Here is a 25,827-nt window from a genome sequence, read left to right on the forward strand (position 1 = left end):
TCGAGGAACTGGATTATGGCGAAAGCTTCCACCAGCGGCGCTTCGCGCGTGCGCAAAAAGGTCAAGAAGAACGTCTCGGACGGCATCGCGCACGTTCACGCGTCGTTCAACAACACCATCATCACCATCACCGATCGTCAGGGCAACGCGCTGTCGTGGGCCACGTCGGGCGGTGCTGGCTTCAAGGGTTCGCGCAAGTCGACCCCGTTCGCCGCGCAGGTCGCTGCTGAAACGGCTGGCCGCGTTGCGCTGGAGTACGGCATCAAGACGCTGGAAGTGCGCATCAAGGGCCCCGGCCCTGGCCGCGAATCGTCGGTCCGCGCTCTGAACGCGCTGGGCATCAAGATTTCGTCCATCGCCGACATCACGCCCGTTCCGCACAACGGCTGCCGTCCGCCGAAGCGTCGTCGTATCTAAAGGGAATCCACATGGCTCGTTATACTGGACCCAAATGCAAGCTCTCGCGTCGCGAGGGTACTGATCTGTTCCTGAAGAGCGCCCGCCGCTCGCTGGATTCCAAGTGCAAGCTGGATTCCAAGCCTGGCCAACACGGCCGCACTTCGGGTGCCCGCACTTCCGACTACGGTCTGCAGCTGCGCGAAAAGCAAAAGCTCAAGCGCATGTACGGCGTGCTGGAAAAGCAATTCCGCAAGTACTTCGCTGAAGCCGAGCGTCGCCGTGGCAACACCGGCGAAACGCTGATCCAGCTGCTGGAATCGCGCCTGGACAACGTCGTCTACCGCATGGGCTTCGGCTCGACCCGCGCCGAAGCTCGCCAGCTGGTGAGCCACCGCGCCATCGAACTGAACGGCCACACGGCTGACATCGCTTCGATGCTGGTCAAGGCTGGCGACGTCGTGTCGGTCCGCGAAAAGGCCAAGAAGCAAGGCCGCATTAAGGAATCGCTCGACCTGGCCACCAGCATCGGCATCCCCCAGTGGGTGGAAGTCGATACGACCAAGTTGACCGGTACGTTCAAGTCGGCCCCCGATCGCGCTGACGTCGCTCGCGACATCAACGAATCGATGGTCGTCGAACTGTACTCGCGTTAATCAGGCCTGCCGGCGCTACCTTCGCAATGCGCCGGCGAGCTGGTCTCGCGACCCGTTTGCACGTCCCGCAGCAGCCCGCTTTCCGCCTTCAGGCGGAGCGGGCTTTGCGGTAAGTATTGGCCGGTGTTTTTCGCGCCGTCCGCATTTCAAGTTTCACCCTGTCCATCAGCCTTATCGGTGTAACGAGCCGAGGGTATTGAAAAGGAACACAGTAAATGTCCACTCAAGGTTTCCTGAAGCCGCGCTCCATTGAAGTCGAACCGGTCGGCACGCACCATGCCAAGATCGTGATGGAGCCGTTCGAGCGTGGCTACGGTCACACGCTGGGCAACGCCCTGCGCCGCATCCTGCTGTCTTCGATGACCGGCTACGCGCCCACCGAAGTCCAGATGACGGGCGTGGTGCACGAATACTCGACCATCCCGGGCGTTCGCGAAGATGTCGTCGACATCCTGCTGAACCTGAAGGGCGTGGTCTTCAAGCTGCACAATCGCGACGAAGTGACCCTGGTTCTGCGCAAGACCGGCGCGGGCACCGTGCTGGCCAGCGACATCGAGCTGCCGCACGACGTCGAGATCATCAACCCCGGCCATGCCATCTGCAACCTGACGGATGCAGGCAAGCTGGAAATGCAGATCAAGGTTGAAAAGGGCCGCGGCTACGTGCCGGGCAACGTGCGCGCGCTGTCGGAAGACCGCACCCACACCATCGGCCGCATCGTTCTGGACGCTTCGTTCAGCCCGGTCCGCCGCGTGAGCTACGCGGTTGAAAGCGCCCGTGTGGAACAGCGTACCGACCTGGACAAGCTGGTCCTGGACATCGAAACCAACGGCGTTATCTCGCCCGAGGAAGCGGTGCGCCAGTCGGCTCGCATCCTGATGGACCAGATCTCGGTCTTCGCTGCCCTGGAAGGCGCTGGCGATTCGTACGAAGCCCCGGTCCGCGGCACGCCGCAGATCGATCCGGTGCTGCTGCGCCCGGTCGACGACCTGGAACTGACCGTGCGTTCGGCCAACTGCCTGAAGGCCGAAAACATCTACTACATCGGCGACCTGATCCAGCGTACCGAAAACGAGCTGCTCAAGACCCCGAACCTGGGTCGCAAGTCGCTCAACGAGATCAAGGAAGTCCTGGCCGCACGCGGCCTGACGCTGGGCATGAAGCTCGAAAACTGGCCCCCCCTGGGCCTGGAGCGTCCCTAAGTCTTGAAAGGGTGCCGCCTCTGGAAAGGGGCGGTTCCCGCAGGCAGCCGGCCTCGCGCCAGCCAGTTTGCGAAACCGTCGTAAAATGCACCGTTTTCTACCGGACCGCGGCCTGATTGCAGGTTGATAGAAGAGCCGGCAACCCGATGGCTGACGCCATCTTTAGATTCAAAGGAAACTTATCATGCGTCACGGTAATGGCTTGCGTAAGCTCAACCGCACCAGCAGTCACCGTCTTGCCATGTTCCGCAACATGGCCGTTTCGTTGATCACCCACGAAGCCATCAAGACCACGCTGCCGAAGGCGAAAGAATTGCGCCGCGTCATCGAACCCCTGATCACGCTGGGCAAGGAGCCCACGCTCGCGAACAAGCGTCTGGCTTTTGCCCGTCTGCGCGATCGCGATGCGGTGGTGAAGCTGTTCGCCGAAATCGGCCCGCGCTACGCGGCCCGTAACGGCGGCTACACCCGCGTGCTGAAGATGGGCTTCCGTCAAGGCGACAACGCTCCCATGGCTTTCATGGAACTGGTTGACCGTCCGGAAGTCGATGAAGCCGCTGAGGACAGCGCCGAATAATTTCGGTAGCTCGATAAGCGACAAGGGCGGGTCTTCGGACCCGCCCTTGTTTTTTTTTGTGCGGCCGCCGCGCGCTACGAGGCGTGCAGCTCGCTACGCAGTTGCGCCGCCGTTGCGGCCAGCGCCTCGGTCGCGGGCTGCGGCGGCATCTTGAAGGTCAGGTCCTGCTGCTCGATGTATTGGGTGGACGTGACGTCCTGCGGGTGATGCATGGGGATGACGTGGGCGTGCGCATGCGCCACGTGGATGCCGGTGAAGGCGAAGCCCACGCGTTCCACGTCATACAGGCGCTTCATGTGGCGTCCGAGCTTCTGGCCCAGGTTGAGGATGCTGCCTGCCAGGTCGGCCGGCATATCCTCGTAATAGGGATAGTGCTGCTTGGGGATGATGAGCACATGCCCGGGGCGCACCGGGTGGATATCGAGAAAGGCCAGCAGGCGTTCATCCTCGTGGACCACGTGCGCGGGGATTTCGTGACGGGCGATGCGGCAGAACAGGCAGTTATCGGACATGCGTGCCTCGGTGGGTGCGGGTGGCATGGCGGCGCGTTCAGGCCCGGCGGATCCGGACGATGGCCGCAATACCGATAAAATACCCCGAGTTACGTCCCATACGGGTATCCCGAGGAGCCTCCATGTTGCGAGATGACGACGTTGTGCTGGTCATCAGCAATGCGCCCGACCTGCTGCTGGCCAAGCGGATTGCGCATGTCCTGGTCGAAGACGGATTGGCCGCCTGCGTGAACCTTGGCGCGCCGGGCCTGTCCATCTACATGTGGAAAGGAGAGGTCGAAGGGGCGGAAGAAATCCCCATCCACATCAAGACCACATACGCGCGCCACCAGGCCGTAGTGCAGGCCCTGGCGCAGATGCATCCCTACGATGTGCCCGAGATCATCGTGCTGCCTGTCATTGGCGGCGCGGCGCCCTATCTGGATTGGGTGCGTGAACAGACGGCCGTCACGCAGAACAAGAGAGACTGATGTTGCAACTAGTCGGTATCGGCGCGCTCCGGCGCGAGTCCCGCGCGCCGCGCGCCTTCTTCAGGCAGTGGCTGGCCTTGTTGGCCATGATGCTGCTGTTGCTGGGCTGGCAGGCTGCCGCGCGCGCCGAGGCCGAGTTCCTGGAGCCCGAGAAGGCCTTCGTGTTCAGCGCCGAGATGGTGGCGCCTGAAACGCTGGAACTGCGCTACCGCGTCGCGCCCGGCTACTACATGTACCGCGAGCGCTTCGGCATCACCATCAGTCCCATCGGCGCCGCCAAGCTGGGCGAAGCCGTCTATCCCAAGGGCGAGGTCAAGTACGACCCGACCTTCGAGAAGGACATGGAGGTCTTCCACCAGGACGTGGTGATCCGCGTGCCGGTGGCTGCGGGCGGACAGCCCTTCACCCTGACCCTGACCGCGCAAGGCTGCGCCGATGCGGGGCTGTGCTACCCGCCCATGGACAGCAGCGTGAAACTCACGCCGGTGGCAGGTGGCTATGCACTGGCTGGACCGGGAGGAATCCCGGCCGCCGCGTCTGGCGCATCCAGCGGGCTCGGCGCGCTGGTCAACGCGGGCGACACCGGCCTGGCCGACGCCCTGGGCGGCCTGGGCTGGGTAAAGACCGCCGGCGTGTTCCTGGTGCTGGGCCTGTTGCTGGCATTCACGCCCTGCGTGTTGCCCATGATTCCCATCCTGTCCTCCATCGTGCTCGGCGGGGCCGCGCAGGCCAAGCCGTCGCGCGGCCGCGGCCTGGCTCTGGCCGCGACCTATGTGCTGGGCATGTCCGTCGTCTACACCGCGCTGGGCGTGGCGGCCGGATTGAGCGGGGCCGGACTCGCCGCCTGGCTGCAGACGCCTTGGATCCTGACCCTGTTCGCCATCCTGCTGGCTGTGTTGGCGCTGGCCATGTTCGATGCCTTCACGTTCCAGATGCCTGCCGGCATCCAGGGCTGGCTGTCGCAGCGCTCGGCGCGCATTCCGGGCGGGCGCTACACCGGCGCCTTGGTGATGGGCGCCTTGTCGGCGCTGATCGTCGGCCCCTGCGTGGCCGCGCCGTTGGCGGGCGCGCTGTTGTATATCTCGCAGACCGGGGACGTGGTGCTGGGCGGATCGGCGCTCTTCGCAATGGCCTGGGGCATGGGCGTGCCGCTCTTGATCGTGGGGGCGTCCTCGGGCGCCTTGCTGCCCAAGGCCGGTCCCTGGATGGACGGCGTGAAGCGCTTGTTCGGCATGCTCTTGCTGGCGACCGCCTGGTGGATGCTGATCCCGGTAGTGCCGACCTGGGTGCAGATGACGGGCTGGGCTTTCCTGGCCGTGGTTGCCGCCGTGATGCTGCGGGCGTTCGATGCCTTGCCCGATGGCGCGGGCGCTGCGCGCATGTTCGGCAAGGGTGTGGGCCTGTTGCTGGCGCTGGCGGCCGCGGCCTGGCTGATCGGCGCAGCCAGTGGCGGACGCGACGTGCTGCAGCCGTTGTCGCACCTGGCGGCGCGCGGCGATGCGCCCGTGGGCGCGGCGGCCAGCAGCGGCGAGGTGCACTTCACCCGCGTGCGCAACAACGCGGAACTGGACGCCTTGCTGGCGCAAAGCCGTCAGCCGGTGATGCTGGATTTCTACGCCGATTGGTGCGTGTCGTGCCGCGAGATGGAGCGCTTCACCTTTACCGATCCGGGCGTTGCGCAGCGCATGTCGGGCATGCTGCTGGTGCAGGCCGACGTGACCGCGAACAACGCCGATGACCGCGCGCTGCTCAAGCGCTTCCGCCTGTTCGGCCCGCCGGGCATCATGTTCTTCGAACCGGGTGGCAAGGAGCTGCCCGAGGCGCGCGTGGTGGGCTTCCAGGACGCCAAGCGCTTTACTGAATCGCTGGACAAGGTCCTGCTGCGCTGAACGCGCGCGGCTTTGCCGCAAGCGTGATCCGCCATACAAAAGGCCGCTGCATGGAACCGACCGTGCAGCGGCCTTTTTTTGCCGCGTGGCCTTTCTGTTCTGCGGACGCTAGCCCTGGCGCGTCGCGCGCACGTCGTGGTTCTGCCAGCCCAGTTCAGCTGAGATGGCGTCGGCGCAGCGCTTGATGTCATCGATCAACGGACTGGTCCAGCGCACGTCGAACACGCCGGCTGCGCCGATGGCTGTGATCACCAGCACCACGTTGCCGTTGGAGTCGAACACGGGGGCGCTCAGGCCGTTGATGCCGGGAATGGGGTCGCCCATGGCGCGCGCGACGCCGCGCTGGCGGACTTCGCGCAGGGTCCGTTCGAACTTTTCTGTCTTGCCCAAAGAAGGCACGGCGCCCAGGCGCAGATGGTCTTCATGCAGCAGGCTTTCTATTTTTTTGGGCGGCAGCAGCGCTGCGAACACCTTGCCCGTCGCCGTGTTGGTCAGCGACATGACCGTGCCGGTGCGCATGTTGACGTGGATGGGGTAGTTGGATTCGTGCAGGTGAACGATGACTGGCCCCAGGTTGCCCAGCACCGCGATGGCGATGGTCTGTCCGGTTCTTTCGGCGAACTCGCGCGTCATGGGGATGGCGATCTTGATGGGATCGAGCCGGTGCAGCGCCGCCAGCCCCAGCTGCAGCGCGAGCGGCCCCAACTCGTATTCGCCGGTGTTCGGGTCTTGCCTGACCAGGCCCAGATTGCCGTAACTGACGAGATAGGCGTGGGCGTTGGCGCCCGACATGCCGGCGGCCTTGGCCAGCGCGCCCAGCGGCAACGAAGACGAGTGTTCCAGCAGCGCCAGCAGAATCTTGCCGCCGACTTCGATGGACTGGATGCCGCGCCTGCGCGGCGGCGAGGCAGGAGCGTGATCGGCATTGCGCTTGCCGGAGCTGGGTCTGGTGGCCATTTTCTTTTATCGAATGAGATTGCCTATGTTAGTACTTTCGCTAATCGTGAACCATATTGACATTATCAAACGCGTTCTCTACAGTCGAAAGAATAAGAAGGCTGCCCCGGTTTTGCGATCGGGAGCAAGCCGCCCCAAGGGTATGGAGACAACGTGGAAGATTCTCGTCAATACGACTGCGACGTGTTGGTGGTCGGGTCGGGCGCGTCGGGCATGGCTGCCGCAATCACCGCGGCAACGTCAGGCCTGAAGGTCCTTATCGTTGAAAAAGAGCCGCGCTTCGGCGGCTCCACCGCGCGTTCCGGCGGTTGGCTGTGGATACCGGGCACCTCGCTGGCCAAGGTGCAGGGCATCCATGAAACGCCGGACGAAGGCCGCGCCTATCTGCGCCACGAAGCCGGCGACAGCTACAACGCTGAACGTGTGGATGCCTTTCTGGAGCAGGGGCCGCGCGCGGTGGACTTCTTCACGTCGAACACCGAAGTGCAGTTCGACATGCCGCTGGTGTTCCCCGACTATCACGCGGAAGCGCCCGGCGGAAAGCAGGGCGGACGCTCGATGGTGGCGCGGCCCTACGACGGCCGCAAGCTCGGCGCCCACGTCAGGGACCTGGCGCCCGCGCTGCCCGAGCTGACTGTGTTCGGCATGATGCTGGGCTCGGGCAAGGAGATCGTGCACTTCATGCGGGTCACGCGCTCGCTGGCCTCGGCCTGGTACGTGGCCAAGCGCCTGACCCGGCATTTCCTGGACGTGGCCAGGCATGGCCGCGGCATGACGCTGACCAACGGCAATGCGCTGGCGGGCCGGCTGGCGGCCTCCGCGTTCAAGCTGGGCGTGCCCCTGTGGCTGAACGCGCCGGCCAAGTCCCTCATCATCGAAGACGGCGCCGTGCGCGGCGCGGTCGTGCAGCGCGATGGCGCGGCCGTGCGCGTGCGCGCCGCGCGCGCCGTGGTGCTGGCTTCCGGCGGCTTTCCGTACGACATCGAACGCCGCAAGCAGCTGTATGCACACGCACCCAACGGCACGGAACACTACTCTCCGTCGCCCACGGGCAATAGCGGCGACGGGCTGCGCCTGGCCGAGAGCGCGGGCGGGCAGGTCAACACCGCCTTGCCCAATGCCGCGGCATGGGTGCCGGTGTCCGTGGTGACGCGCAAGGACGGCAGCCCGGGCTACATGCCGCACTTCATCGACCGCGCCAAGCCGGGCGTCATCGCCGTCACGCGCAATGGCCGTCGCTTCACCAACGAAGGCAGTTCGTACCACGACTTCGTGCAGGAGATGGTGCGCGCATGCGAGGGGCAGGGCGAGACCTGCGCCTGGCTGATCTGCGACCACAAGACCCTGCGCAAGTATGGTCTGGGCAGCGTGGCGCCGTTCCCATTGCCCATCAAGCGCTATCTGGACACGGGCTATCTGACTCGCGGCGCGTCGGTGGCGGAACTGGCGCAGAAGACCGGCATCGATGCCGGCAGCCTGCGTCAGACGGTCGAAGCATACAACCGGGAGGCGGCGCTGGGCCGCGATCCGCAATTCGGCAAGGGCAGCAAGGCCTACAACCGCTATCAGGGCGATGCGCTGCATGGCCCGAATCCCTGCGTGGCGCCCATCGTGAAAGGGCCGTACTACGCGATCAAGGTCATGATCGGCGACATCGGCACTTTCGCCGGCCTGAAGGTCGATGGCCAGGGCCGCGCACTGAACGAACTGGGGGCGGTCATACCCGGCCTGTACGCCGTGGGCAACGACGCCTGCAGCATCATGGGCGGCAACTATCCGGGCGCGGGCATCACCTTGGGTCCGGCGCTGACCTTCGGCTATATCGCGGGCCAGAGCATTGCCGCCGCCGGCAAGGCCGCAGCGCGCGTGCAGGCGGACGCTTCCGCGCAGGCGGCCGCATGAGTGCCGCGCCGGCGGGACTGCTGCAGGGCAAGCTGGTCCTGGTGACGGGAGCGGGGCAGGGTAACGGACGGGCATTGGCGCTGGGCCTGGCGGCCGCGGGCGCGCGCGTGGTGGCGACCGACGTGCAGGCCGACAACGCCGCGCAGACGGCAGGGGCCATCATCGCCACCGGCGGCGAGGCCTGGAGCCACGCGCTCGACGTGACGGACTCCGAGGCATGCGCGGCGGTCGCGGCGCAGGTGCAATTGGAAGTGGGGCCGATTGACGTGCTGGTCAACAACGCCGGCATCCTGATCCGCGAAGGCATAGACAGCCCGCGCGCCGCCGAGAACTGGCGTCGCGTGCTGGACGTGAACCTGAACGGCAGCTTCAACATGATCCACGCCTTCCTGGGGGCGTTGCGCGCCACGCGCGGCGTCATCATCAACGTCGGCTCCATCGCGTCGTTCGCCGGGGTAGGCGCCACCCTGGGCTATTCGCCGTCCAAGGGCGGCGTGAAGATGATGACGCAGGCCATGGCGCGCGACCTCGCGCCCGACGGCATACGGGTCAACGCCATTGCGCCGGGCGTCATTGAAACGCCGATGACGCAGTACACGCGGGACGATCCCGCCCGGCTGGCGAACTTCATGCAGCGCATTCCGCTGGGACGGGTGGGACAGCCCGAAGACCTGGTGGGACCCGCCGTGTTCCTGGCTTCGCCGATGGCGCAGTACGTGACAGGCGTGTCCCTGCCGGTGGACGGCGGCTATCTCGCGGTATAGCGCCAGGCTCCACGGGCGAGAGGCAGAAAAAAGAATCATTGACGTGCAGCACATCTGAAAAACACAGGAGACAACGATGAAAGCAACGGGGATTTTTTCCACCTTGTCCAAGGCGGCCGTCTTGTGCGCGCTGGCGGTGGGCGCGCAGGCCTACGCCCAGGACATCAAGATCGGCTTTAACGGCGACCTGTCGGCTTCGCCGTCCGCGCAAAGCGGGCAGGCCGCGGTGCTGGGTTTGCGCACGGCCATTGACGACATCAATGCCAATGGCGGCCTGCTCGGCCGCAAGCTGGTGCTGGTGGTGCGCGATGACCTGTCGCAGCCGCCGAAGTCCATCCAGAACATGGCGGACCTGATCGATAACGAGAAGGTCGTGGCCATCGTTGGTCCCACCAATTCCGGCAACGCACTGGCCTGGAAGCACATCCCGAACCAGAAGAAGATCCCCGTCATGGGCGCCATCGGTTCCGGCACCGACATCACCAAGCCCATGCGCGCGGGCGCGGACAACTACATGTTCCGCGTCGGCATGGTGGACCGCGAACAGGTGGACGGCGTGATCGGCTACCTGAAGAAGAATCCCAAGGTCAAGAATGTAGGCTTCATGATCGAGACCACCGGCTATGGCCAGAGCGCGCTCAAGGACCTGGAGGAAGTTGGCGCGGCGCAAGGCGTCAAGGCCGTGGCGGTCGAGAAGTTCGGTGTGGCCGATACCGATATGACGTCGCAGCTGAACAAGCTGAAGGCGGCGGGGGTGGATACGGTGGTGATCTGGGCGCAGAGCACGCCGATCGCGCACGTGTTCCGCAGCATGGAGAAGATCAACTGGTTCCCGCTGACGCTGACCTCGTGGGCGGCGGACAATATCGCCTTCTACGATACGGCGGGCAAGACGCTGTCGGAGAAGCCCTTCTTCCTGCGCACCATCACCGACAACCGCACGGCCGCGCAGCAAAAGCTGTATGACCGCGTGTCGGCCAAGATGACCTCGCCCACCGCGTTCGGCTTCCTGGCGCATGCCTATGACGGCATGAACCTGCTGGGCATGGCGATCAAGCAGGCGAACTCCACCGATGGCGAGAAGGTGCGCCTGGCGCTGGAGAACCTGGATGGCACCTACGAAGGCGCGATGAAGACCTACACCAAGCCATTCTCGGCCACGGTGCACGATGCGCTGCTGGTAAGCGATTACAAGTGGGCGCACTGGCAGGACGGCAAGCTGGTGCCTTACGCCGACGACGTGACCGTCGCCGTCGCCAAGTAGCAGCAGGACAGCGACAGGCATAAGGGGCCATCATGTTGGCGACATTGTTGCAGGCGCTCGTCAGCGGGCTAGCAGTGGGGGGCGCTTATGCGCTGGTGGCGCTGGGCTTCAGCATCACGTTCACGACCACGCGCACGCTCAACTTCGGGCATGGGGAATTCGTGTCCGTGGGCGCGTTCATCGGGGTAGGCGCCTTGTTCCTGTTTGCCGGCAAGCCGGTCACCACCGCGGCCTTCACGGGGCTGGAATTGAGCGGTTGGGAGTATCTGCTGGCGGGGCTTGCGGCGGTGCTGGTGATGGGCATGCTGGGCGTGCTGCTATACGTGTTCGGCGTGCGGCCGTTCGCTTCGCGCCCGGGCATGGCATGGGTCATGAGCACGCTGGGCTTTGGCATCCTGCTGCAGAGCGCCGCGTTCGCGGTCTGGGGACCGGCGCCCGTCACGGTGCCGGCGCCCTTCGGCGACGACGTGATCCGCGTGTTCGGTGCGGGCGTGCGCAGCCAGGAACTGCTGTTGCTCGCCGTGGCGGTGGTGGTGATGGTGCTGTTCGACCGCATCATGAACCGCACGGTGCTGGGCAAGGCGATGCGGGCCGTGGCCGCCAATCCCGCGGTCGCCAACCTGATGGGCATCAATGTGAACGCGGTGATGACCGGCGCCTTCTTCGCCAGTTCGGCGTTGGCCGGGCTGGCGGGCTTTCTGGTCGCGCCGATCACGTCGGCTTCGATATTCATGGGCCTGGCCATCGGCCTGAAGGGCTTTTCCGGCGCGATGATAGGCGGCCTGTCGAATCCGCGCGGCTGCGTGCTGGGCGGCTTTGTGCTGGGGCTGCTGGAGTCCTACGTGAACCTCTGGCAGTCGCAATGGCGTGAAGTGGCGATCTTCGGATTGGTGATCCTGGTGCTGGCGATCAAGCCCACCGGCCTGTTCGGCAAGCGTCTGGCGGAGAAGGTATGAAGCGGCACGGCCAGACCTTGATAACCGTGGCGCTCGCGGCGGCGCTAGCCTTGTTCGCCGCCCTGGTGGACAACGATTACTACCTGCGCATCGTGTTCATGGCTTGCGTGTACTACTTGTGCGCGGCGGGCGTGAACGTGCTGGTGGGGTATGCGGGACAGAAGTCGCTGGGGCAGGCGGGCCTCTTTGCAGCCGGCGCCTACACGGCGGCGTTGCTGACCTCGCGCTGGCAAGTCGATCCATGGCTGGCCCTGGCCGCGGCGCCCGTGGTGGCCGGCGTGTTCGGCGTGCTGATCGCCCTGCCGTCGCTGCGCGTGAAAGGGCCTTACCTGGCCATGGTGACGCTGGCCTTCGGCATCGTCATGGAGAAGATCGTCACCGAATGGGTGGACGTGTTTGGCGGCCCTTCGGGCCTGTTCGGCATCATGCCGCTGACCTGGGGCGGCAACCCGTTCACCAACCAGCAGTGGGTGTGGTTCGCGCTGGTGCTGTGCGTGGCGACGCAGCTCCTGCTGCGCAACGTGCTGGACGGGCGCTTCGGGCGCGCGCTGCTGTCGGTGCAGGCCGACGAGATCGCCTCGTCTTCCGTCGGGGTGCGCGTGTATCGCGCCAAGGTCATCGCCTTCGTGGTGGCGGCCGTGACCTGCGGCATTGCGGGCGCGCTGGTGGCGCAGCAGAACCAGTACATCAACTCGGACTTCATCGGCTTCAACCTGTCGATCTTCATCCTGCTGCTGGTGCTGTTCGGCGGTGCAGGCTCGAAGGCGGGGCCGGCCGTGGGCGCGATTGCGCTGACCATCATCGACGCGATGCTGGCGCGCTGGCCCTCGGTGCAGCATTTCTTCTACGGCGCATTGCTGCTGTTCGCGCTGTACTTCATGCCAGGCGGGGTGATGGGACTGTTCTCGCGCCGCGAGCGGCGGGTCGCGGATGCGCGGCCGCAAGGCGCGGGCGAGGCGGCGGCCCCGCCCGCGGCCAAGCAGGCCGTTGGGGCGCAAGAAGACCTGCTGCTGGTGGTCGAGAGCCTCTCCAAGGCCTATGGCGGCGTGAAGCCGGCGCAGGACATTTCCTTCTGCCTGCGGCGCGGCCACGTGCATGCGCTGATCGGACCGAACGGCGCGGGCAAAAGCACCCTCATCAACATGCTCAGCGGCGTGGTGCTGCCGGATGCGGGCGTGGTCCGTTTCCAGGGCACGGATATCGCGGGCGAGCGGCCGCATGTGATCTGCAAGCTGGGCATCGGCCGCAGCTTCCAGAACCTGCGCCTGTTCGGCGAGCTGTCGGTGCTGGATAACGTATTGCTGGGCCGCCACAGCCGCATGAAGAACGGCTTCTGGGCTTCGCTGCTGGGACTGCCGCGTGCGCGGGCCGAGGAGCGCCGCGCGCGCGAGCACGCCTATCGCCTGGTGCGCATGGTGGGCCTGGAGCATCTGGCCGATACGCCGGCGGGCAGCCTGCCGTATGGCCTGCAGCGCAGGGTGGAACTGGCGCGCGCATTGGCCACCGAACCGACCTTGCTGCTGCTGGACGAGCCGGCGGCCGGGTTGAACCCGCAGGAGACCGCGGAACTGGGCGAGCTGCTGGTGCGCATCGGCGAGTCCTGCGGCATCACGCTGTTGATGGTCGAGCACCATATGGATCTGGTGATGGCGATTTCCGATCACGTGATCGTGCTGGACTACGGCATCAAGATCGCCGAGGGCAAGCCCGCCCAGGTGCAGGCGGACAAGCGCGTGATCGAGGCGTATCTGGGAACCGGCATGGCCTGAGGCCAGGCCATAGGCGTAGGAACAGGCCGTAAGACGATGCTGAAACTAGAATCCGTGCAGATTTCGTATGGCGCGATCCAGGCGGTGCGCGATGTGTCGCTGGAGATCCGCGCGGGCGAGATCGTGACCATCATCGGCGCTAACGGCGCGGGCAAGAGCACGCTCTTGAAGGGCGTGGCGGGCTTGGAGCCCTTGCAGGGCGGACGCGTGACCTTCGACGGGCGCGATATCACGCAGGTGGCGGCGCATCAGCGCGTGGGCCTGGGCCTGGCGCTGTCGCCGGAAGGGCGCGGCGTGTTCGCGGACCAGACCGTCTACGACAACCTGGTGCTGGGCGCCTACATCCGGCGCAGGGATCCCGCGGCAGTGGCCGAAGGCGTGGAGCGCGGCTACCGGCTGTTCCCGCGGCTGCGCGAACGGCGCGAGCAGCTGGCCGGCACCTTGTCGGGCGGCGAGCAGCAGATGCTGGCGATGGCGCGCGCGCTGATGAGCGAACCGCGCCTGCTGTGCCTGGACGAACCCTCGCTGGGGCTGGCGCCTTTGATCGTGCAGGACATCTTCGCGGCGATCTGCAAGCTGCGCGACGACGGGCTGACCATCGTGCTGGTGGAGCAGATGGCCAACCAGGCGTTGGGCGTGGCGGACCGGGCCTATGTGCTGGAGACCGGCCGCATCACCCTGAGCGGCTCGGGCGCGGAACTGCTGCGCGATCCCAACGTGCGGGCCGCATACCTCGGCGCGCATTGAGTCCAGGCCCCAGGCGCGATACCATGTCCGCGGCGCCGCGTGGGCGGCGCGTCCCATTCCCCTTCCAGGCCGGCGCCCGTGACGTCCCCGACAGTTGATGCAAGCCAGGACCGCACAGGTCTTATCTATCTTCAATTGATGTTCGTCATGGCCACATGGGGCCTGAACATCGTCTCGGTCAAGTACCTGACGCTGCACATGGATGTGCAGGCCCTGGCGGCCGTGCGCATCGTCATTGCGTTCATCACCGTCACCCTCATCATCAAGGCCCGCCGCGGCCGCATCCCCCGGCTCGGTCGCGCGGAGCTGGGCTGGGTTGCGCTGGCGGGCTTCCTGGTCGTGTATGCGCACCAGATTGCACTGGTGACAGGACTGCGGGTGTCGTCAGCCGCGAACGGCACGCTCATCATGGCGACCAGCCCCTTGCTGTCGGCGTTGCTGGCGGCCATCTTCTATCGCGAGAAACTGACGCTGGTGCGCATTTCCGGCGCCTTGTTGGGGCTCTTGGGCGTGGGCATGGTGGTGGTCGGCAGCGGCGCGCGGATCGGCCTGACGGGTTGGGGCGATGCGATCGTGTTCGTGGCGGTGCTGGTGTTCGTCTGCGGCGGGCTGGTGATCCAGCGCATGTCGCGCAGCATGGATCCGCTGGGCATGCTCTGGTACATGTACCTGGCCGGCGGCCTGATGCTGGTGGTGCACGCGGCGCTGACGCCCGCGTCCTACCAGGGCGATACCTGGCAGATGACGTGGTGGCCGTGGCTGGTGCTGCTGTTTTCCGCGGTGATCGCCTCGGGCGTCAGCAACATCGTCTGGAATGCCGGCATCGCGCGGCTGGGCATCAGCCGCGCGGCCTTGTTCGTGAACTGGCTGCCGATCTTCGGCCTGCTGTTCGCGGCCCTGTTCCTGGACGAGCACGTCACGCCCACGCACGTCGCGGGACTGGCCTGCGTGCTGGCGGGAACCTGGCTGGGATTGCGGCGCGGGGCGCCGGCAGCGGGCCGCAATGCGGCCGCCAAGACTTGATTTGCGGCAGGCGTCGCGGGCGGCCCATGGTGGCCTGGCCCGCGATGCCGCAAGCGCTTAACGCTGGCTCTTCAGCAGCTTCGCGGCTTCGATCGCGAAGTACGTCAGGATGCCGTCGGCGCCGGCGCGCTTGAACGCCAGGAGCGCTTCCATCATGACCTTGTCGTGGTCCAGCCAGCCGTTGGCGGCGGCGGCCTTGATCATGGCGTACTCGCCGCTGACCTGGTAGGCGAAGGTGGGCACGCGGAACGTGTCCTTGACCCGGCGCAGCACGTCCAAGTAGGGCATGCCGGGCTTGACCATGACCATGTCGGCGCCTTCCTGCAGGTCGGCGGCGACTTCGCGCAGGGCTTCGTCGAGGTTGCCCGGATCCATCTGGTAAGCCATCTTGTTGGACTTGCCCAGGTTGGTGGCCGAGCCCACGGCGTCGCGGAACGGGCCGTAGAAGGCGCTGGCGTACTTGGCGGAGTAGGCCATGATCTGCGTGTGGATGTGGCCGTTGGCTTCCAGCGCGCGGCGCACGGCGCCGATGCGGCCGTCCATCATGTCGCTGGGCGCGACCATGTCGACGCCGGCCTCGGCTTGCGTGAGCGCCTGCTTGACCAGGATTTCGACGGTGGCTTCGTTGATGACGTAGCCGTTCTCGTCGATGACGCCGTCCTGGCCGTGGCTGGTGTAGGGGTCCAGCGCCACGTCGCACAGAATGCCGAGTTCGGGGACGTGCTTCTTCAGTTCACGCACCACGCGCGGGATCAGGCCATTGGGGTTGGTGGCTTCGATGCCGTCGGGCGTCTTGAGCGAGGGGTCGATGGCGGGGAACAGCGCCAGCACGGGAATGCCGAGGTCCACGCATTCGCGGGCCACCGGCAGCAGCGTGTCCAGCGAATAGCGGACCACGCCCGGCAGCGACGGCACGGCTTGCTGCAGGCCAGTGCCTTCGGCCACGAACACGGGATAGATCAGATCGTTGACCGTCAGGGCGTTTTCGCGCACCAGGCGGCGGGTGAAGTCGTCGCGGCGCAGGCGGCGCGGGCGGGATACCGGGAATTCAGGGGAGATGATCTGCGGGTTCATGGTACGACCTTGGGTGAAATCCAGTTTTCTATGTGCGCGCCGGCCTCTTCCAGGCCGATGCGTTCAGGCGCCGAGAAGGGGATGGTGTGCAGGGCGCCGATATCGGCCAGGTCCTTGCGCACGGAGAACACGGTGCGCACGCGCTGGCCGTAGGGCAGCTTGTCGGCCTTGGTCAGCAGCGCCAGCACCGGGCGGCCGGTGGGGGCGATGAAGTTGGCGAGGCGGCGGTCCAGTTCGGTGACGCCGCGGCGGATGTCGATGAGCAGCACGATGCCGGCCAGCGATTCGCGGTCGCGCAGATAGCCGCCCAGGATGTCGGCCCATTTTTCTTTTTCGTCGCGGGCCACGGAGGCGTAGCCGTAGCCGGGCAGGTCGACGAGATAGCCGATGTGGCCTTCCGGATCCAGCGGGTCGGGCAGGCTGAACATATTGATCAGGCGCGTGCGGCCCGGCGTCTTGCTGGAGAAGGCAAGGCGGCGCTGGTTGCACAGCACGTTGATGGCCGTGGATTTGCCGGCGTTGGAGCGGCCGACAAAGCAGACCTCGGGAGCGCCGGCGGCCGGCAACTGGTCGAGGCGAGCCGCGGACGTGAGGAAAGAGGCGCGATGTAGGAGGGACACGGGTGGCTTTGGATACGGTTGGTTTCGAGCCCTATTGTATAATCCGGCGTTTGCAACAGTGGTCCCCGTGCGCGGAGCCGTCTTTTTTGCTTACTGTTTCGCTTGCTGAACGCTTTATCCGGCAAGTTCGCAGCAACATCGCAGGCAGGAAGGCAAAACAGGTTCGATACGGTATTCCAGGGTGTGCGGGCAGGCGTGGGCGCCTTTTTGCGCCTTGATCGATGCGATCGTCGAGGTCTTCATGAAGCGTGTGCTGTCCCGGATGTTGGTTGCGAGCGGGCTGTTGCTCGGCGCCTCCGCCTTATCTACTACGAGTTTCGCCGCCGAAGGCGCCGCGGGCCCGGTAAAACCAGATGCCGCCAAGGGCGGACAGCTGTTTGACCAGGGCGATGCGGCCAGGGGCATCATCGCCTGTGCGTCCTGTCATGGCGCGGCGGGCAATAGCACCATCCCGGTGAACCCCAACCTGGCCGCGCAGTCCCACGAGTACCTGGCCAAGCAATTGGCCGACTTCCAGGTCAAGCCCGGCGCCAAGCTGCCGGTGCGCAATGGCGCGGGCGGCAATCCCACCCCGATGACGGCCATGGCGCAGAACCTGACGCCCGCCGACATGCAGAACATCGCGCTGTACCTGGCGCAGCAGCCGCTCAAGGAGCCCGCCACGGCCGGCCAGGAGAAGCTGGTTGATCTGGGTCAAAAGATCTGGCGCGGCGGTTTGCCTGATCGCAAGGTTCCGGCTTGCGCCTCGTGCCATTCTGCCAATGGCGCGGGCATTCCCAGCCAGTACCCCCGGCTATCGGGCCAGTTCCCCATGTACATTGAAGAGCAGCTGAAGCTGTTCCGCAGCGGCGACCGCAAGAACGACGTCATGTTCGCCATCGCGGACCGCATGTCGGACGCCGACATCAAGGCCGTGTCGGACTACGCCGCCGGTCTGCGGTAGGCGCCAGCCCGCCACGCGCGCGGCTGGTCCGCGTTCTGCAAACTCAGCGCAGCGGAACCTGCTTCCGCCGCGCGCTGTCTATGAGGGGGGTAGCCGATAGCGCGGCCCCCCTTTTTTCATGAATTCGACCCGTACACACTCCCGTCCTTCCCTGCGCAGCCTGCCCGGCGATTTCTTCGAATTGCTGGGTTCGATGCGTTTCGCCGTCAGCCTGCTGATGTTCATCTGCGTGGCGAGCCTGGTCGGGACCGTCCTGCAGCAGAACCGCTCGTCCAACAACTACATCGATCAGTTCGGGCCGTTCTGGTTCGAAGTGTTCGACAAGTTCTCCATCTGGCACGTCTACAACAGCTGGTGGTTCCTGCTGATCATGGGGTTCCTGGTCGTGTCGACCTCGGTCTGCCTGATCCGCAACGCGCCCAAGATGCTGCGCGATGCGCGCTCGTTCCGCGAACATGTGCGCGCCAGCAGCTTGCGCGCCTTCCCGCATCGGGTGGAAACCGAAGAGCCCACCGACGTGCCGCAGACGGCTGCGGGCCTCAAATCCCTGTTGGGCCGGCTGGGTTATGCGGTGCGCGAACGCCAGGATGCGGATGGCGTGCTGCTGGCGGCCAAGAAGGGCAGCGCCAACCGCCTGGGCTATGTGTTCGCCCACGCCGCCATGGTCATCATCTGCATCGGCGGCCTGCTGGACAGCGAGTTGCCGGTGCGCCTGCAGGTCATGTTCGGTGGTAAGAAACCCATCGTCGAAAACATGCTGATCTCGGAAGTGCCGGAAAGCGGCCGCTTGTCGGTCGACAACCCGAGCTTCCGCGCCAGCGTCCTGGTGCCCGAGGGCGGCCAGGCCAGCACGGCGGTCGTGATGGTGGGCGACGGCGCCCTGGTGCAGCCCATGCCCTTCACGCTGAAGCTCAAGAAGTTCGTGGTCGACTATTACTCCACCGGCATGCCCAGCCGCTTCGCCAGCGAGGTCGAGGTCACCGACCCGGACACCGGCAAGAGTTTCGATTCCACCATCGAGGTCAACGAGCCGCTGCGCTTCAAGGGCATGACGGTCTACCAATCCAGCTTCGACGACGGCGGCAGCGCGGTGACGCTGAAAGGCTATCCGCTAGTAGGATCTGACGCCGCTACCTTCGCGGTTGACGGTACGGTGGGCAAGACCAGCGAAGTAACCGCTCACACTGCCCGCGGCGCGCGCAGCATGGGGATCGAGATCACGGCCCTGCGGCCCATCAACGTCGAGGATCTGACCGGCGGCGTGCCCAAGGGCGGCAACCAGAGCTTTGCCGACCATGTCGCGTCGGTGTCCGGCAGCGCCGCAGGCAAAAAGAACGAAAACCTGCGCAACGTCGGTCCCAGCGTCGAATACAAGCTGATCGACGATGCGGGCCAGGCCCACGAATTCCAGAATTACATGCTGCCCGTCGAGCTGGACGGCGCCGCCGTGTTCCTGGCCGGAGTGCGCAACAACGCCTCCGAGCCGTTCCGCTACCTGCGCATTCCGGCGGACGACGACAGCTCGATCGCCGAATTCATGCGCCTGCGCGCGACTCTGGCCGACCCCGCAGCGCGCCAGGAGGCCGCGCGCCGCTTCGCGGAACGCAACAGCCCGGCGGGGACGGATCGCCAGCCCCTGCAGACGGCCGCCGAGCGCGCCCTGGAAACCTTCGCCTCCGGCGGCTTGCAAGCCGTGGCGGCGTTCCTGCAGGCCAACACGCCGCCGCAGGACCTGGAGCGGGCAGCCGACGTGGTGATCCGCCTGATCGGCGCCAGCATGAACGAGTTGCGCGCCATCGAGCGCGAGCGCGCCGGCCTGCCCCCCGTGGCCACCGAAGGCCCGGAGGCCGAACGCGCCGCCGTCTGGTCGCGCCTGTCCGTGGCCGCGCTGTCGGACCTGACCGTCTATCCGGCGCCGGTGTTCCTGTCGCTCGCGGACTTCAAGCACGTGCAGGCCAGCGTGTTCCAGGTCAGCCGCACGCCCGGCAAGAACACTGTCTACCTGGGCAGCCTGCTGCTGGTCCTGGGCGTGTTCTCGATGTTCTATATTCGAGACCGCCGCATCTGGATCTGGATCAAGCCGCAAGGCGGCGGCAGCAGCGTCCTGGCGGCCATGACGTCCCAGAAGCGTACACTCGACTTCAACCAGGAGTTTGAACGCTTCAAGCAGGCGCTGCTGCGCCAGAAGAGGTCTTAAGGTTTCCTATGTCCACTACGACCACTACGCATCCCGCGCCGGCGCAAACGTTGGCTGCCTCGCCTGATCAACTTTGGCAGGACGCCCTGTCCGAAACCGGCGACGGCCGCGCGCAGCGCGGCAGGCCCGATTGGACCGACGTCGTCTTCTTCTTGTTGCTGGCGGTGGGTGCGGGATTCGCGCTGACCCGCTACAGCAACGCGATGGACTATTACGAGAAGATCATCCTGTGCGGCACTGTGCCGGTGTTGGCCTGGATGGGCTGGCTGTGGCGCCCGCTGCGCCACCTGATGGTCGCCTGTGCCATTGCGGCGGGGTTGGCGCTGATGCTGTACGGCAATGACCTGGCCCGGGCCGAGCAGGTGTTCTTCCTGAAGTACCTGTTCTCGTCGCAGTCGGCCATCCTGTGGATGTGCGCGCTGTTCGCGCTGGCCATGGTCTGCTACTGGATCGGCTTCTTCAGCCCTACCGCCGCCTGGCTGGGCACGGCGCTGAGCTGGGGCGCGGTGTTCGCCGGCGTCACGGGCCTACTGGTGCGCTGGCGCGAAGGACACTTGATGGGCCCGGACCTGGGCCACATCCCGGTCAGCAACCTGTATGAAGTGTTCGTGCTGTTTGCGCTGATCACGGCGCTGTTCTACCTCTACTACGAACGCAAGTACGCCACGCGCGCGCTGGGCGGCTTCGTGATGCTGGTGGTGACGTCGGCCGTGGTGTTCCTGCTGTGGTACTCCTTCACGCGCGACGCCGGGCAGATCCAGCCGCTGGTGCCGGCGCTCAAGAGCTGGTGGATGAAGCTGCACGTTCCGGCCAATTTCATTGGCTACGGCACCTTCTCGCTGGCCGCCATGGTGGGCTTTGCCTACCTGGTGAAACAACATGGCCAGACCACGTCCTGGGCCAAGCTGGCGCCGCTGTTCGTGCTGGGCGTGCTGCTGTGCGCCGAGCCCATGGTGTTCCGTACCGATGGCCTGTCGGCCACCTGGATGCTGTACTTCGGCGTGGGCGCGGTGATCGTGGGCGCCATCCTGCTGGGACGCCGCCGCATCGCCGCGGCGCTGCCCTCGCTGGAAGTGCTGGACGACATCATGTATCGCGCCATCGCGATCGGCTTCGCGTTCTTCACCGTCGCCACCATCCTGGGCGCGCTGTGGGCGGCCGACGCCTGGGGCGCGTATTGGCAATGGGACCCCAAGGAAACCTGGGCGCTGATCGTCTGGCTCAACTACGCGGCCTGGCTGCACATGCGCCTGATCAAGGGCCTGCGCGGGACCATGGCGGCCTACTGGGCGCTGATGGGCCTGCTGATCACCGGCTTCGCCTTCCTGGGCGTGAACATGTTCCTGTCGGGCCTGCACTCCTACGGCGAACTGTAGGCGCTGACGGCCTGTTCAGGCCGTCAGCACGACCATCACCGGCTGGGGCGAGTACACCTTGACGCCAGGCGCATTGATGGTGTTCTGCAGGGTCAGGCTCGTCATGCGGACGATGGGCGCGCCGCGCACCAGCATGGTGAACGCGCCCGTCATGTAGCGCGACTGGCCCATGAAGGTCTGCGAGATCAGGCCGCCACCCACGCCGGCGGTATCGCCCAGCGTGACCGGTATCACCGTCGCCATGTTGTGCACCGGCGCTGCCATCAACCATACATTCCAGACCACGGGGATACCCATGGACGAGGTCGCCGTGTCGATGTGCGGCACCGGCGGCACCGGGGTCTTGCAGACGTCGGGAACGCCCACGGCCAGGCTGGGCAATTGGCAGACTGCGAGCATGTTGATCTCCTTAGGCGGCGAGGGGGCGGCGATGCCGCGTGGGGTCAAAGGGAGGCGCGTCCGGCCGACCAGAGTTCGGCTTCAAGCAGGGGCGCGTCGTTTTCGATGATGCCGCGGCGTTGCGTCCAACGCGTGCCCTGGGTCAACGCGCGATGCATGCGCGTGCGCAGGAAGGTGGCGTCGCGCAGGTCGGCCCCGCCCAGGTCGGCCAGCGAGAAGTCGGCGTCGGTCAGGTTGGCGCCGCGGAAATCGGTGTCGGCGCAACGCGCGCGCTGGAAGATGCACAGCGACAGGCTGGCGCCGCGCAAGGAGGCGCCGTCCAGCGTTGTCTCGGCCCAGATGGCGCCGTCGAAACGGCCGCCCTGCAGGTCGGCGCCGCTCAGGTCGGCCTGAGGGAACAAGCATTGCGGGGCCGACGCGCCAGCGAAGCGCGCGCCGCGCAGCGACGCGCCCTTGAAGCCGGCCTGGTGCAGGTCGGCATTGCGGAAGTCCGCGCCGTCCAGCTGGCTGTCGGTGAAATGGCAGAGCGGGTAGGCTTGCGAGGAGAAGTCCTGCGCCGTCAGATCGCATTCGATGAACATGGTGCTTTCCGCGCCGGCGCCCGCCAGCACGATGCTGCGCAGGTCCAGCTGGTGGAACAGGGTGTAGCTCATCCGGGCCTGCGACAGGTCGGCGCGCGTCAGCACGCCGCGCGAGAACACCGAGCGTTCCACGCGGGCGGATCGCAAGGAGGCGCCTTCGAGCGAGGTGGAGTTGAACGCCGCTTCCTTCAGCTCGGCCCCTTCCAGGCTGGCCTGACCCAGATCGCATTCGGTGAAGCTGACGCCATGGGCATGGCTGCGGTCCAGCACCGCCCCGCGGGCCTGACAACGGAACAGCCGGGCCATATCCAGATTGGCGTCCGCGGCGACCACGCCAGTCAGCACGCAGTTGAGGAATTGGCTGTCCTGCAACTGGCAACCGCTCATCCTGGCGCCGCTCAAATCCACCTGGTCGAAGAACGCGCCCGCCAGGTCCAGGCCGCGCAGGTCCCGGCCCGCCAGGCTGCGGTGCGCTATCGGCTCGCCGTGGCGCACCTGGTCCAGCAACTGATCCAGGTTCATGCGGCGTTCTCCGGCTGCCGGGCCGGCCAGAGCTTGGCGCCCTGGGTATGGGCGTCGTCCAGCCCGGTGCTGCCGTCCATCTGCGCCTGCGCGACATCCGCGCGAAAGAGGTTGGCGCCGGTCAGGTCGGCGCGCAGCAGGATGGCCTTGCCGAGCAGGCTGTTGATCAGGTTGGCGTTGCGCAGGCGCGCGCCGGTGAAATCGGCGCGCACGAAGTGGGTGTCGGGGGCGGCCATGCCGCTGAGGTCTGCCTCCCGCAGGCTGCAGTTCGAAAAGTCACTGGCGGCGACTTGCGCGCCACGCAAGTCGGCGCGATCGAGCATCGCGCCACGCATGCTGCCCACCTTGAACCGCATGCCGCGCAGGCAGGCGCCGGCAAGCGCTACGCGTCCCGCGTAGGCGCAGCCATCGAGCGTGGCGTTCTCCATGCTATGGCGGCCCGAGAACTCCACGTCCATGAAGCTGACGCGCAGCAAGTCCGCGCCGGAGAAGTCGGCGTTCGCCATCGTGCCCTGCATGAACACGCATTGATTCAAGCGCGCTTGGTGAAAGCGGCAATCCTCGAAGGCGGCCATCATCGCGGCCCATTGCTCGAAAGACGCGCCGCTCAGGTCGCAGCCGCGCAAGCGCGCCTGATGCAGGCGTCCCAGCAACCAGACGCTGCCGGCAAAGCTGCAATCTTCGCAGTTGGCATGGTCCCAGAGGGTTTCCTTGATGCGGCTTTCGGTGAAGTCCGTCTGCACGCACTGCGTGCGGCCCAGGTTCGCGCGCGACATATCGGCGCCGCGCATACTGGTGCGCGCCAGGTCGGCGCCTGCCAGCACGGCGTCGGTGAGGTTGCAGCCGTCCAGCCGCGCGTCGGCGAGATTGGCGCCGGCCAGGATGGTGCGCTGGAAGTCGACGCCGGAAAGATTCATGCCGCTCAGGTCCGCGCCAGTCAGATTCATGTCGCGGCAATCGCGATTGCCTTTCAGACGCGCTTCCAGCTTCGAACGCGTGCGCCGTGCGCGCAACGGCGGCATGGGCGGGGGCGGCGCGAACTGATGCGCCGATTGCTGATAGGCCTGATGCACCTGCGGACCCAGGGTCTGGCTGAGCGGGGGCGGCACGCCTGGTGCATCCGGCGCGCCGCGCTCGGCCTGCGTGTGCGGGTTGGCATCGAAGTCGGCGATGTGCCGCTTCACCTTGCGTGGGTCGAAGCCGGCGGGAAGCTTGCCGTCATCCTCCAGCTTGCGCAGTGCGTCCATGTCGACCCCCGAGACCGCGGCCATGGAGGGCAGGTTGGGATCGGCCAGCGCGCGCGCGCCGGGACCGCCCGACAGGCGTTTGGCCTCTTCCAGCTCCCGCTGCATGCGCAGGATGGTCTGCGGCAGATCGGCCAGGTTAGGCGCCTTTGGCGGCGGCTGCAGGGGAACCATGTACAGATCGGGATCCAGGCCCTGGGCGAGCAGCGATTCGCGCTCGCGGGCATGCCGCCGTGCGGCGCCGGCATGCAGGTTGCGGTTCGACGGACGCTGGGCCGTGGCTTCCATGGCCGCCTGCGGCAGCTCGCCGCAGATGTCTTCCGGTACGAGCTGGGCATCCAGCAGGGCATGGACCGCGCCGAGCTCGGTATCGAGGCGCTGTCCCACCACAGTCTGGTAATGCGCCACGTCGCGCTCCTGGCCGGCGTGTTCCAGCGCGGGCATGATGTGCAGGATATCTGCCGCATCGTCTTCGCGTACCGGCAGCGCGCCATGCCAGATCAGCGCCAGCTGCGTGCGGTCGGGGAAGAACCAGGCCGTGGTCAGGCGCAACGCGACTTCCTCGAGCGCGCTGCCATCGGCCTGGCGGCTGAAGAAACAGCGGGCGCGCCAGTCGGGCAGGCGGCCGCGCAGCACCTCGCGTTCAGGGTGCATGTTCCACAGTTCATAGTCGGCGCCGCCGGCAAGCGCCGAATTGGCGGGCCCCCATTGGTCGGGCGGGGCGGCATTGAAGAAGCGCCAGTCCATGTCGGACGCGAAGCCCGGGAAGTCATGTTCCAGCCACTGCTGGCCATACTGGCGGCCCAGCAGCGCGGCCCGCTGCGGCCAGTCCATGGGCATGGCGGTGAAACCGGCGGGCGCGACGCGCTGGGAGGGCGATGCGACGCGTTCCTGCGGGTGTTCGATGTTGGGCAGCCGGCGCACGCGCACGCCGTTGACGTCCTCTTCCTGCGCGCCTAAGCCCTGCGGGTTTTCTGCGCAGCCGGGGCCGCCGTAGGCGCGGCTCCAGTCCAGACGCATGCGCTCGAAGGGCTGGGGGGCGGTGGCCTTGCCATCGAGCCAGTAGCGGTCGCCGAAGACCAGCAATGATTTGTCGATCGCGCCCACCTTCAGGCGCACGGCGCAGGCGCCGGGACTCTTGGGATCATGCGGATAGGCGTGGCCGGCGACCAGCACTTCCGGACACAGCTTGGGCGTGGCCAGGTCCAGCAGGCCGCCAGCTTCGGCGCCTGCCAGCTTCCAAAGTTCCTGGTCCATGAGCAGCGTGGGCGCGTGCGCGATATCGACCAGCGCGAACACCGCCACGCCCAGCACGTCGCGGCGTTGCCAGCGGTAGGGGCGGGTAAGCAGGCCCAGGCGGAACGGCTTGATGGTCTTCATGGCTATCCGGTGGCCTGGTCCACGACGACCTCCCGGGTCGCGGGATCGACGCGCACCTGTATGGTCTTGCCGACGCCGAAATCGGCCAGGTGCAAGGGCGACAGGGGCACGCTGAGCGTGCGCGACAGCGCGGGCGTGGCGCTGGTGGCGGCCACGTCCAGGTCCAGCTCGATGACGAAGTACAAGGTATCGCCGATGCGGCGGCGCGTGTCGCGTGCCGCCGTCACCCGCGCGGTGCCGGGCAGTCCGCTGACGCGCAAACCGTCCTGCCGCTGCACTTCCTTGCGTCCCGCCGCGCGACGCTGGCGCTCGCGCCACAACATGTACGCCGCCTGCGCCAGGGACAGCAACAGGCCCAGCCATACCCACTTGGCCCAGCTGGGCCATGCATCGATGAAGTCGGACAT

25 protein-coding genes are annotated in these 25,827 nt (G+C 66.3%); 16 read left to right on the forward strand and 9 right to left on the reverse strand.

Going from position 1 to position 25,827, the window contains the following annotated elements; genetic code table 11:
• The first annotated feature begins 15 nt into the window (after nt 1-15).
• The 4 genes from rpsK (at nt 16) to rplQ (ending at nt 2,831) form a co-directional block, all read left to right on the forward strand.
• Entirely contained in the window at nt 16-417 is a 402-nt protein-coding gene (rpsK, locus tag IB257_RS19415) for a 30S ribosomal protein S11 (protein WP_006216516.1), read from the forward strand.
• Between the two features lie 11 nt (nt 418-428).
• A complete protein-coding gene (rpsD, locus tag IB257_RS19420; protein WP_054457258.1) occupies nt 429-1,052 on the forward strand; it encodes a 30S ribosomal protein S4 in 624 nt (207 codons plus the stop codon).
• 215 nt (nt 1,053-1,267) lie between these two features.
• A complete protein-coding gene (gene rpoA / locus IB257_RS19425) occupies nt 1,268-2,254 on the forward strand; it encodes a DNA-directed RNA polymerase subunit alpha (protein ID WP_006216514.1) in 987 nt (328 codons plus the stop codon).
• Nucleotides 2,255-2,438: 184 nt separating this feature from the next.
• Nucleotides 2,439-2,831, forward strand: coding sequence for a 50S ribosomal protein L17 (gene rplQ, locus IB257_RS19430; protein WP_006389635.1), 393 nt, complete (start codon nt 2,439-2,441; stop codon nt 2,829-2,831).
• A 74-nt stretch (nt 2,832-2,905) separates the two neighbouring features.
• Here the strand turns inward: rplQ and IB257_RS19435 are convergent, their stop codons facing one another.
• Complete coding sequence (locus tag IB257_RS19435; RefSeq protein ID WP_054457256.1) at nt 2,906-3,343, reverse strand: HIT family protein; 438 nt, start codon at nt 3,341-3,343, stop codon at nt 2,906-2,908.
• Nucleotides 3,344-3,465: 122 nt separating this feature from the next.
• Between IB257_RS19435 and cutA the strand changes: the two genes are divergently transcribed.
• Both cutA and dsbD read left to right on the forward strand, forming a co-directional pair.
• A complete protein-coding gene (gene cutA, locus IB257_RS19440; RefSeq protein WP_054457254.1) occupies nt 3,466-3,813 on the forward strand; it encodes a divalent-cation tolerance protein CutA in 348 nt (115 codons plus the stop codon).
• Entirely contained in the window at nt 3,813-5,702 is a 1,890-nt protein-coding gene (gene dsbD / locus IB257_RS19445; RefSeq protein WP_156337431.1) for a protein-disulfide reductase DsbD, read from the forward strand. The genes cutA and dsbD overlap by 1 nt, the downstream gene beginning before the upstream one ends.
• A 108-nt stretch (nt 5,703-5,810) precedes the next feature.
• On the opposite strand, the gene IB257_RS19450 is transcribed toward dsbD, so the two are convergent.
• Nucleotides 5,811-6,659, reverse strand: a complete 849-nt coding sequence (locus IB257_RS19450) for an IclR family transcriptional regulator (protein ID WP_082401217.1) — start codon at nt 6,657-6,659, stop codon at nt 5,811-5,813.
• A gap of 153 nt (nt 6,660-6,812) precedes the next feature.
• On the opposite strand from IB257_RS19450, the gene IB257_RS19455 reads away from it, so the two are divergent.
• The 7 genes from IB257_RS19455 (at nt 6,813) to IB257_RS19485 (ending at nt 15,084) form a co-directional block, all read left to right on the forward strand.
• Nucleotides 6,813-8,561, forward strand: coding sequence for an FAD-dependent oxidoreductase (locus tag IB257_RS19455; protein ID WP_119449744.1), 1,749 nt, complete (start codon nt 6,813-6,815; stop codon nt 8,559-8,561).
• Nucleotides 8,558-9,325: an SDR family NAD(P)-dependent oxidoreductase gene (locus IB257_RS19460; protein WP_192354826.1), complete on the forward strand. Its 768-nt coding sequence runs from the start codon at nt 8,558-8,560 to the stop codon at nt 9,323-9,325. Before IB257_RS19455 ends, IB257_RS19460 begins: the two co-directional genes overlap by 4 nt.
• 76 nt (nt 9,326-9,401) lie before the next feature.
• Entirely contained in the window at nt 9,402-10,589 is a 1,188-nt protein-coding gene (locus tag IB257_RS19465; RefSeq protein ID WP_119449743.1) for an ABC transporter substrate-binding protein, read from the forward strand.
• Nucleotides 10,590-10,621: 32 nt separating this feature from the next.
• Entirely contained in the window at nt 10,622-11,545 is a 924-nt protein-coding gene (locus IB257_RS19470; protein WP_175181590.1) for a branched-chain amino acid ABC transporter permease, read from the forward strand.
• Nucleotides 11,542-13,314: an ATP-binding cassette domain-containing protein gene (locus tag IB257_RS19475; protein WP_119449742.1), complete on the forward strand. Its 1,773-nt coding sequence runs from the start codon at nt 11,542-11,544 to the stop codon at nt 13,312-13,314. Before IB257_RS19470 ends, IB257_RS19475 begins: the two co-directional genes overlap by 4 nt.
• Before the next feature lie 36 nt (nt 13,315-13,350).
• Nucleotides 13,351-14,061 (forward strand): ABC transporter ATP-binding protein, encoded by a 711-nt coding sequence (locus IB257_RS19480; protein ID WP_054457241.1) that lies wholly within the window; start codon nt 13,351-13,353, stop codon nt 14,059-14,061.
• Between the two features lie 138 nt (nt 14,062-14,199).
• Nucleotides 14,200-15,084, forward strand: coding sequence for a DMT family transporter (locus IB257_RS19485; RefSeq protein WP_119449922.1), 885 nt, complete (start codon nt 14,200-14,202; stop codon nt 15,082-15,084).
• A 57-nt stretch (nt 15,085-15,141) separates the two neighbouring features.
• On the opposite strand, the gene hemB is transcribed toward IB257_RS19485, so the two are convergent.
• The 3 genes from hemB to IB257_RS31735 all read right to left on the reverse strand — a co-directional run bounded on the left by hemB (nt 15,142) and on the right by IB257_RS31735 (nt 17,021).
• A complete protein-coding gene (gene hemB, locus IB257_RS19490) occupies nt 15,142-16,158 on the reverse strand; it encodes a porphobilinogen synthase (RefSeq protein WP_054457239.1) in 1,017 nt (338 codons plus the stop codon).
• Nucleotides 16,155-16,778, reverse strand: a complete 624-nt coding sequence (gene yihA, locus IB257_RS19495; RefSeq protein WP_042795930.1) for a ribosome biogenesis GTP-binding protein YihA/YsxC — start codon at nt 16,776-16,778, stop codon at nt 16,155-16,157. Before yihA ends, hemB begins: the two co-directional genes overlap by 4 nt.
• 114 nt (nt 16,779-16,892) lie before the next feature.
• Nucleotides 16,893-17,021 (reverse strand): hypothetical protein, encoded by a 129-nt coding sequence (locus IB257_RS31735; RefSeq protein ID WP_255509206.1) that lies wholly within the window; start codon nt 17,019-17,021, stop codon nt 16,893-16,895.
• Here IB257_RS31735 and IB257_RS19500 point away from each other — a divergent pair.
• The 3 genes from IB257_RS19500 (at nt 17,020) to ccsB (ending at nt 21,294) form a co-directional block, all read left to right on the forward strand.
• A complete protein-coding gene (locus IB257_RS19500; RefSeq protein WP_042797483.1) occupies nt 17,020-17,721 on the forward strand; it encodes a c-type cytochrome in 702 nt (233 codons plus the stop codon). The genes IB257_RS31735 and IB257_RS19500 overlap by 2 nt on opposite strands.
• A 118-nt stretch (nt 17,722-17,839) precedes the next feature.
• Nucleotides 17,840-19,918, forward strand: coding sequence for a cytochrome c biogenesis protein ResB (locus IB257_RS19505; RefSeq protein WP_175160055.1), 2,079 nt, complete (start codon nt 17,840-17,842; stop codon nt 19,916-19,918).
• Between the two features lie 8 nt (nt 19,919-19,926).
• Complete coding sequence (gene ccsB, locus IB257_RS19510; protein WP_054457234.1) at nt 19,927-21,294, forward strand: c-type cytochrome biogenesis protein CcsB; 1,368 nt, start codon at nt 19,927-19,929, stop codon at nt 21,292-21,294.
• Nucleotides 21,295-21,309: 15 nt separating this feature from the next.
• Here the strand turns inward: ccsB and IB257_RS19515 are convergent, their stop codons facing one another.
• From IB257_RS19515 to IB257_RS19530, 4 genes are read right to left on the reverse strand one after another with little or no spacing between them, the layout of a single operon-like run.
• Nucleotides 21,310-21,693, reverse strand: a complete 384-nt coding sequence (locus tag IB257_RS19515; RefSeq protein WP_054457232.1) for a DUF4150 domain-containing protein — start codon at nt 21,691-21,693, stop codon at nt 21,310-21,312.
• Nucleotides 21,694-21,737: 44 nt separating this feature from the next.
• Nucleotides 21,738-22,796 carry a pentapeptide repeat-containing protein gene (locus IB257_RS19520; protein ID WP_192492693.1) on the reverse strand — a complete coding sequence of 353 codons (1,059 nt, stop codon included), beginning with the start codon at nt 22,794-22,796 and terminating at the stop codon, nt 21,738-21,740.
• Nucleotides 22,793-25,420: a DUF2169 domain-containing protein gene (locus IB257_RS19525; protein ID WP_192492694.1), complete on the reverse strand. Its 2,628-nt coding sequence runs from the start codon at nt 25,418-25,420 to the stop codon at nt 22,793-22,795. Before IB257_RS19525 ends, IB257_RS19520 begins: the two co-directional genes overlap by 4 nt.
• 2 nt (nt 25,421-25,422) lie before the next feature.
• A complete protein-coding gene (locus IB257_RS19530; RefSeq protein ID WP_175160050.1) occupies nt 25,423-25,827 on the reverse strand; it encodes a hypothetical protein in 405 nt (134 codons plus the stop codon).

The sequence above is a fragment of the Achromobacter sp. ACM03 genome (assembly GCF_014851665.1).
In the GTDB taxonomy this organism is placed as follows: domain Bacteria; phylum Pseudomonadota; class Gammaproteobacteria; order Burkholderiales; family Burkholderiaceae_B; genus Achromobacter; species Achromobacter aegrifaciens.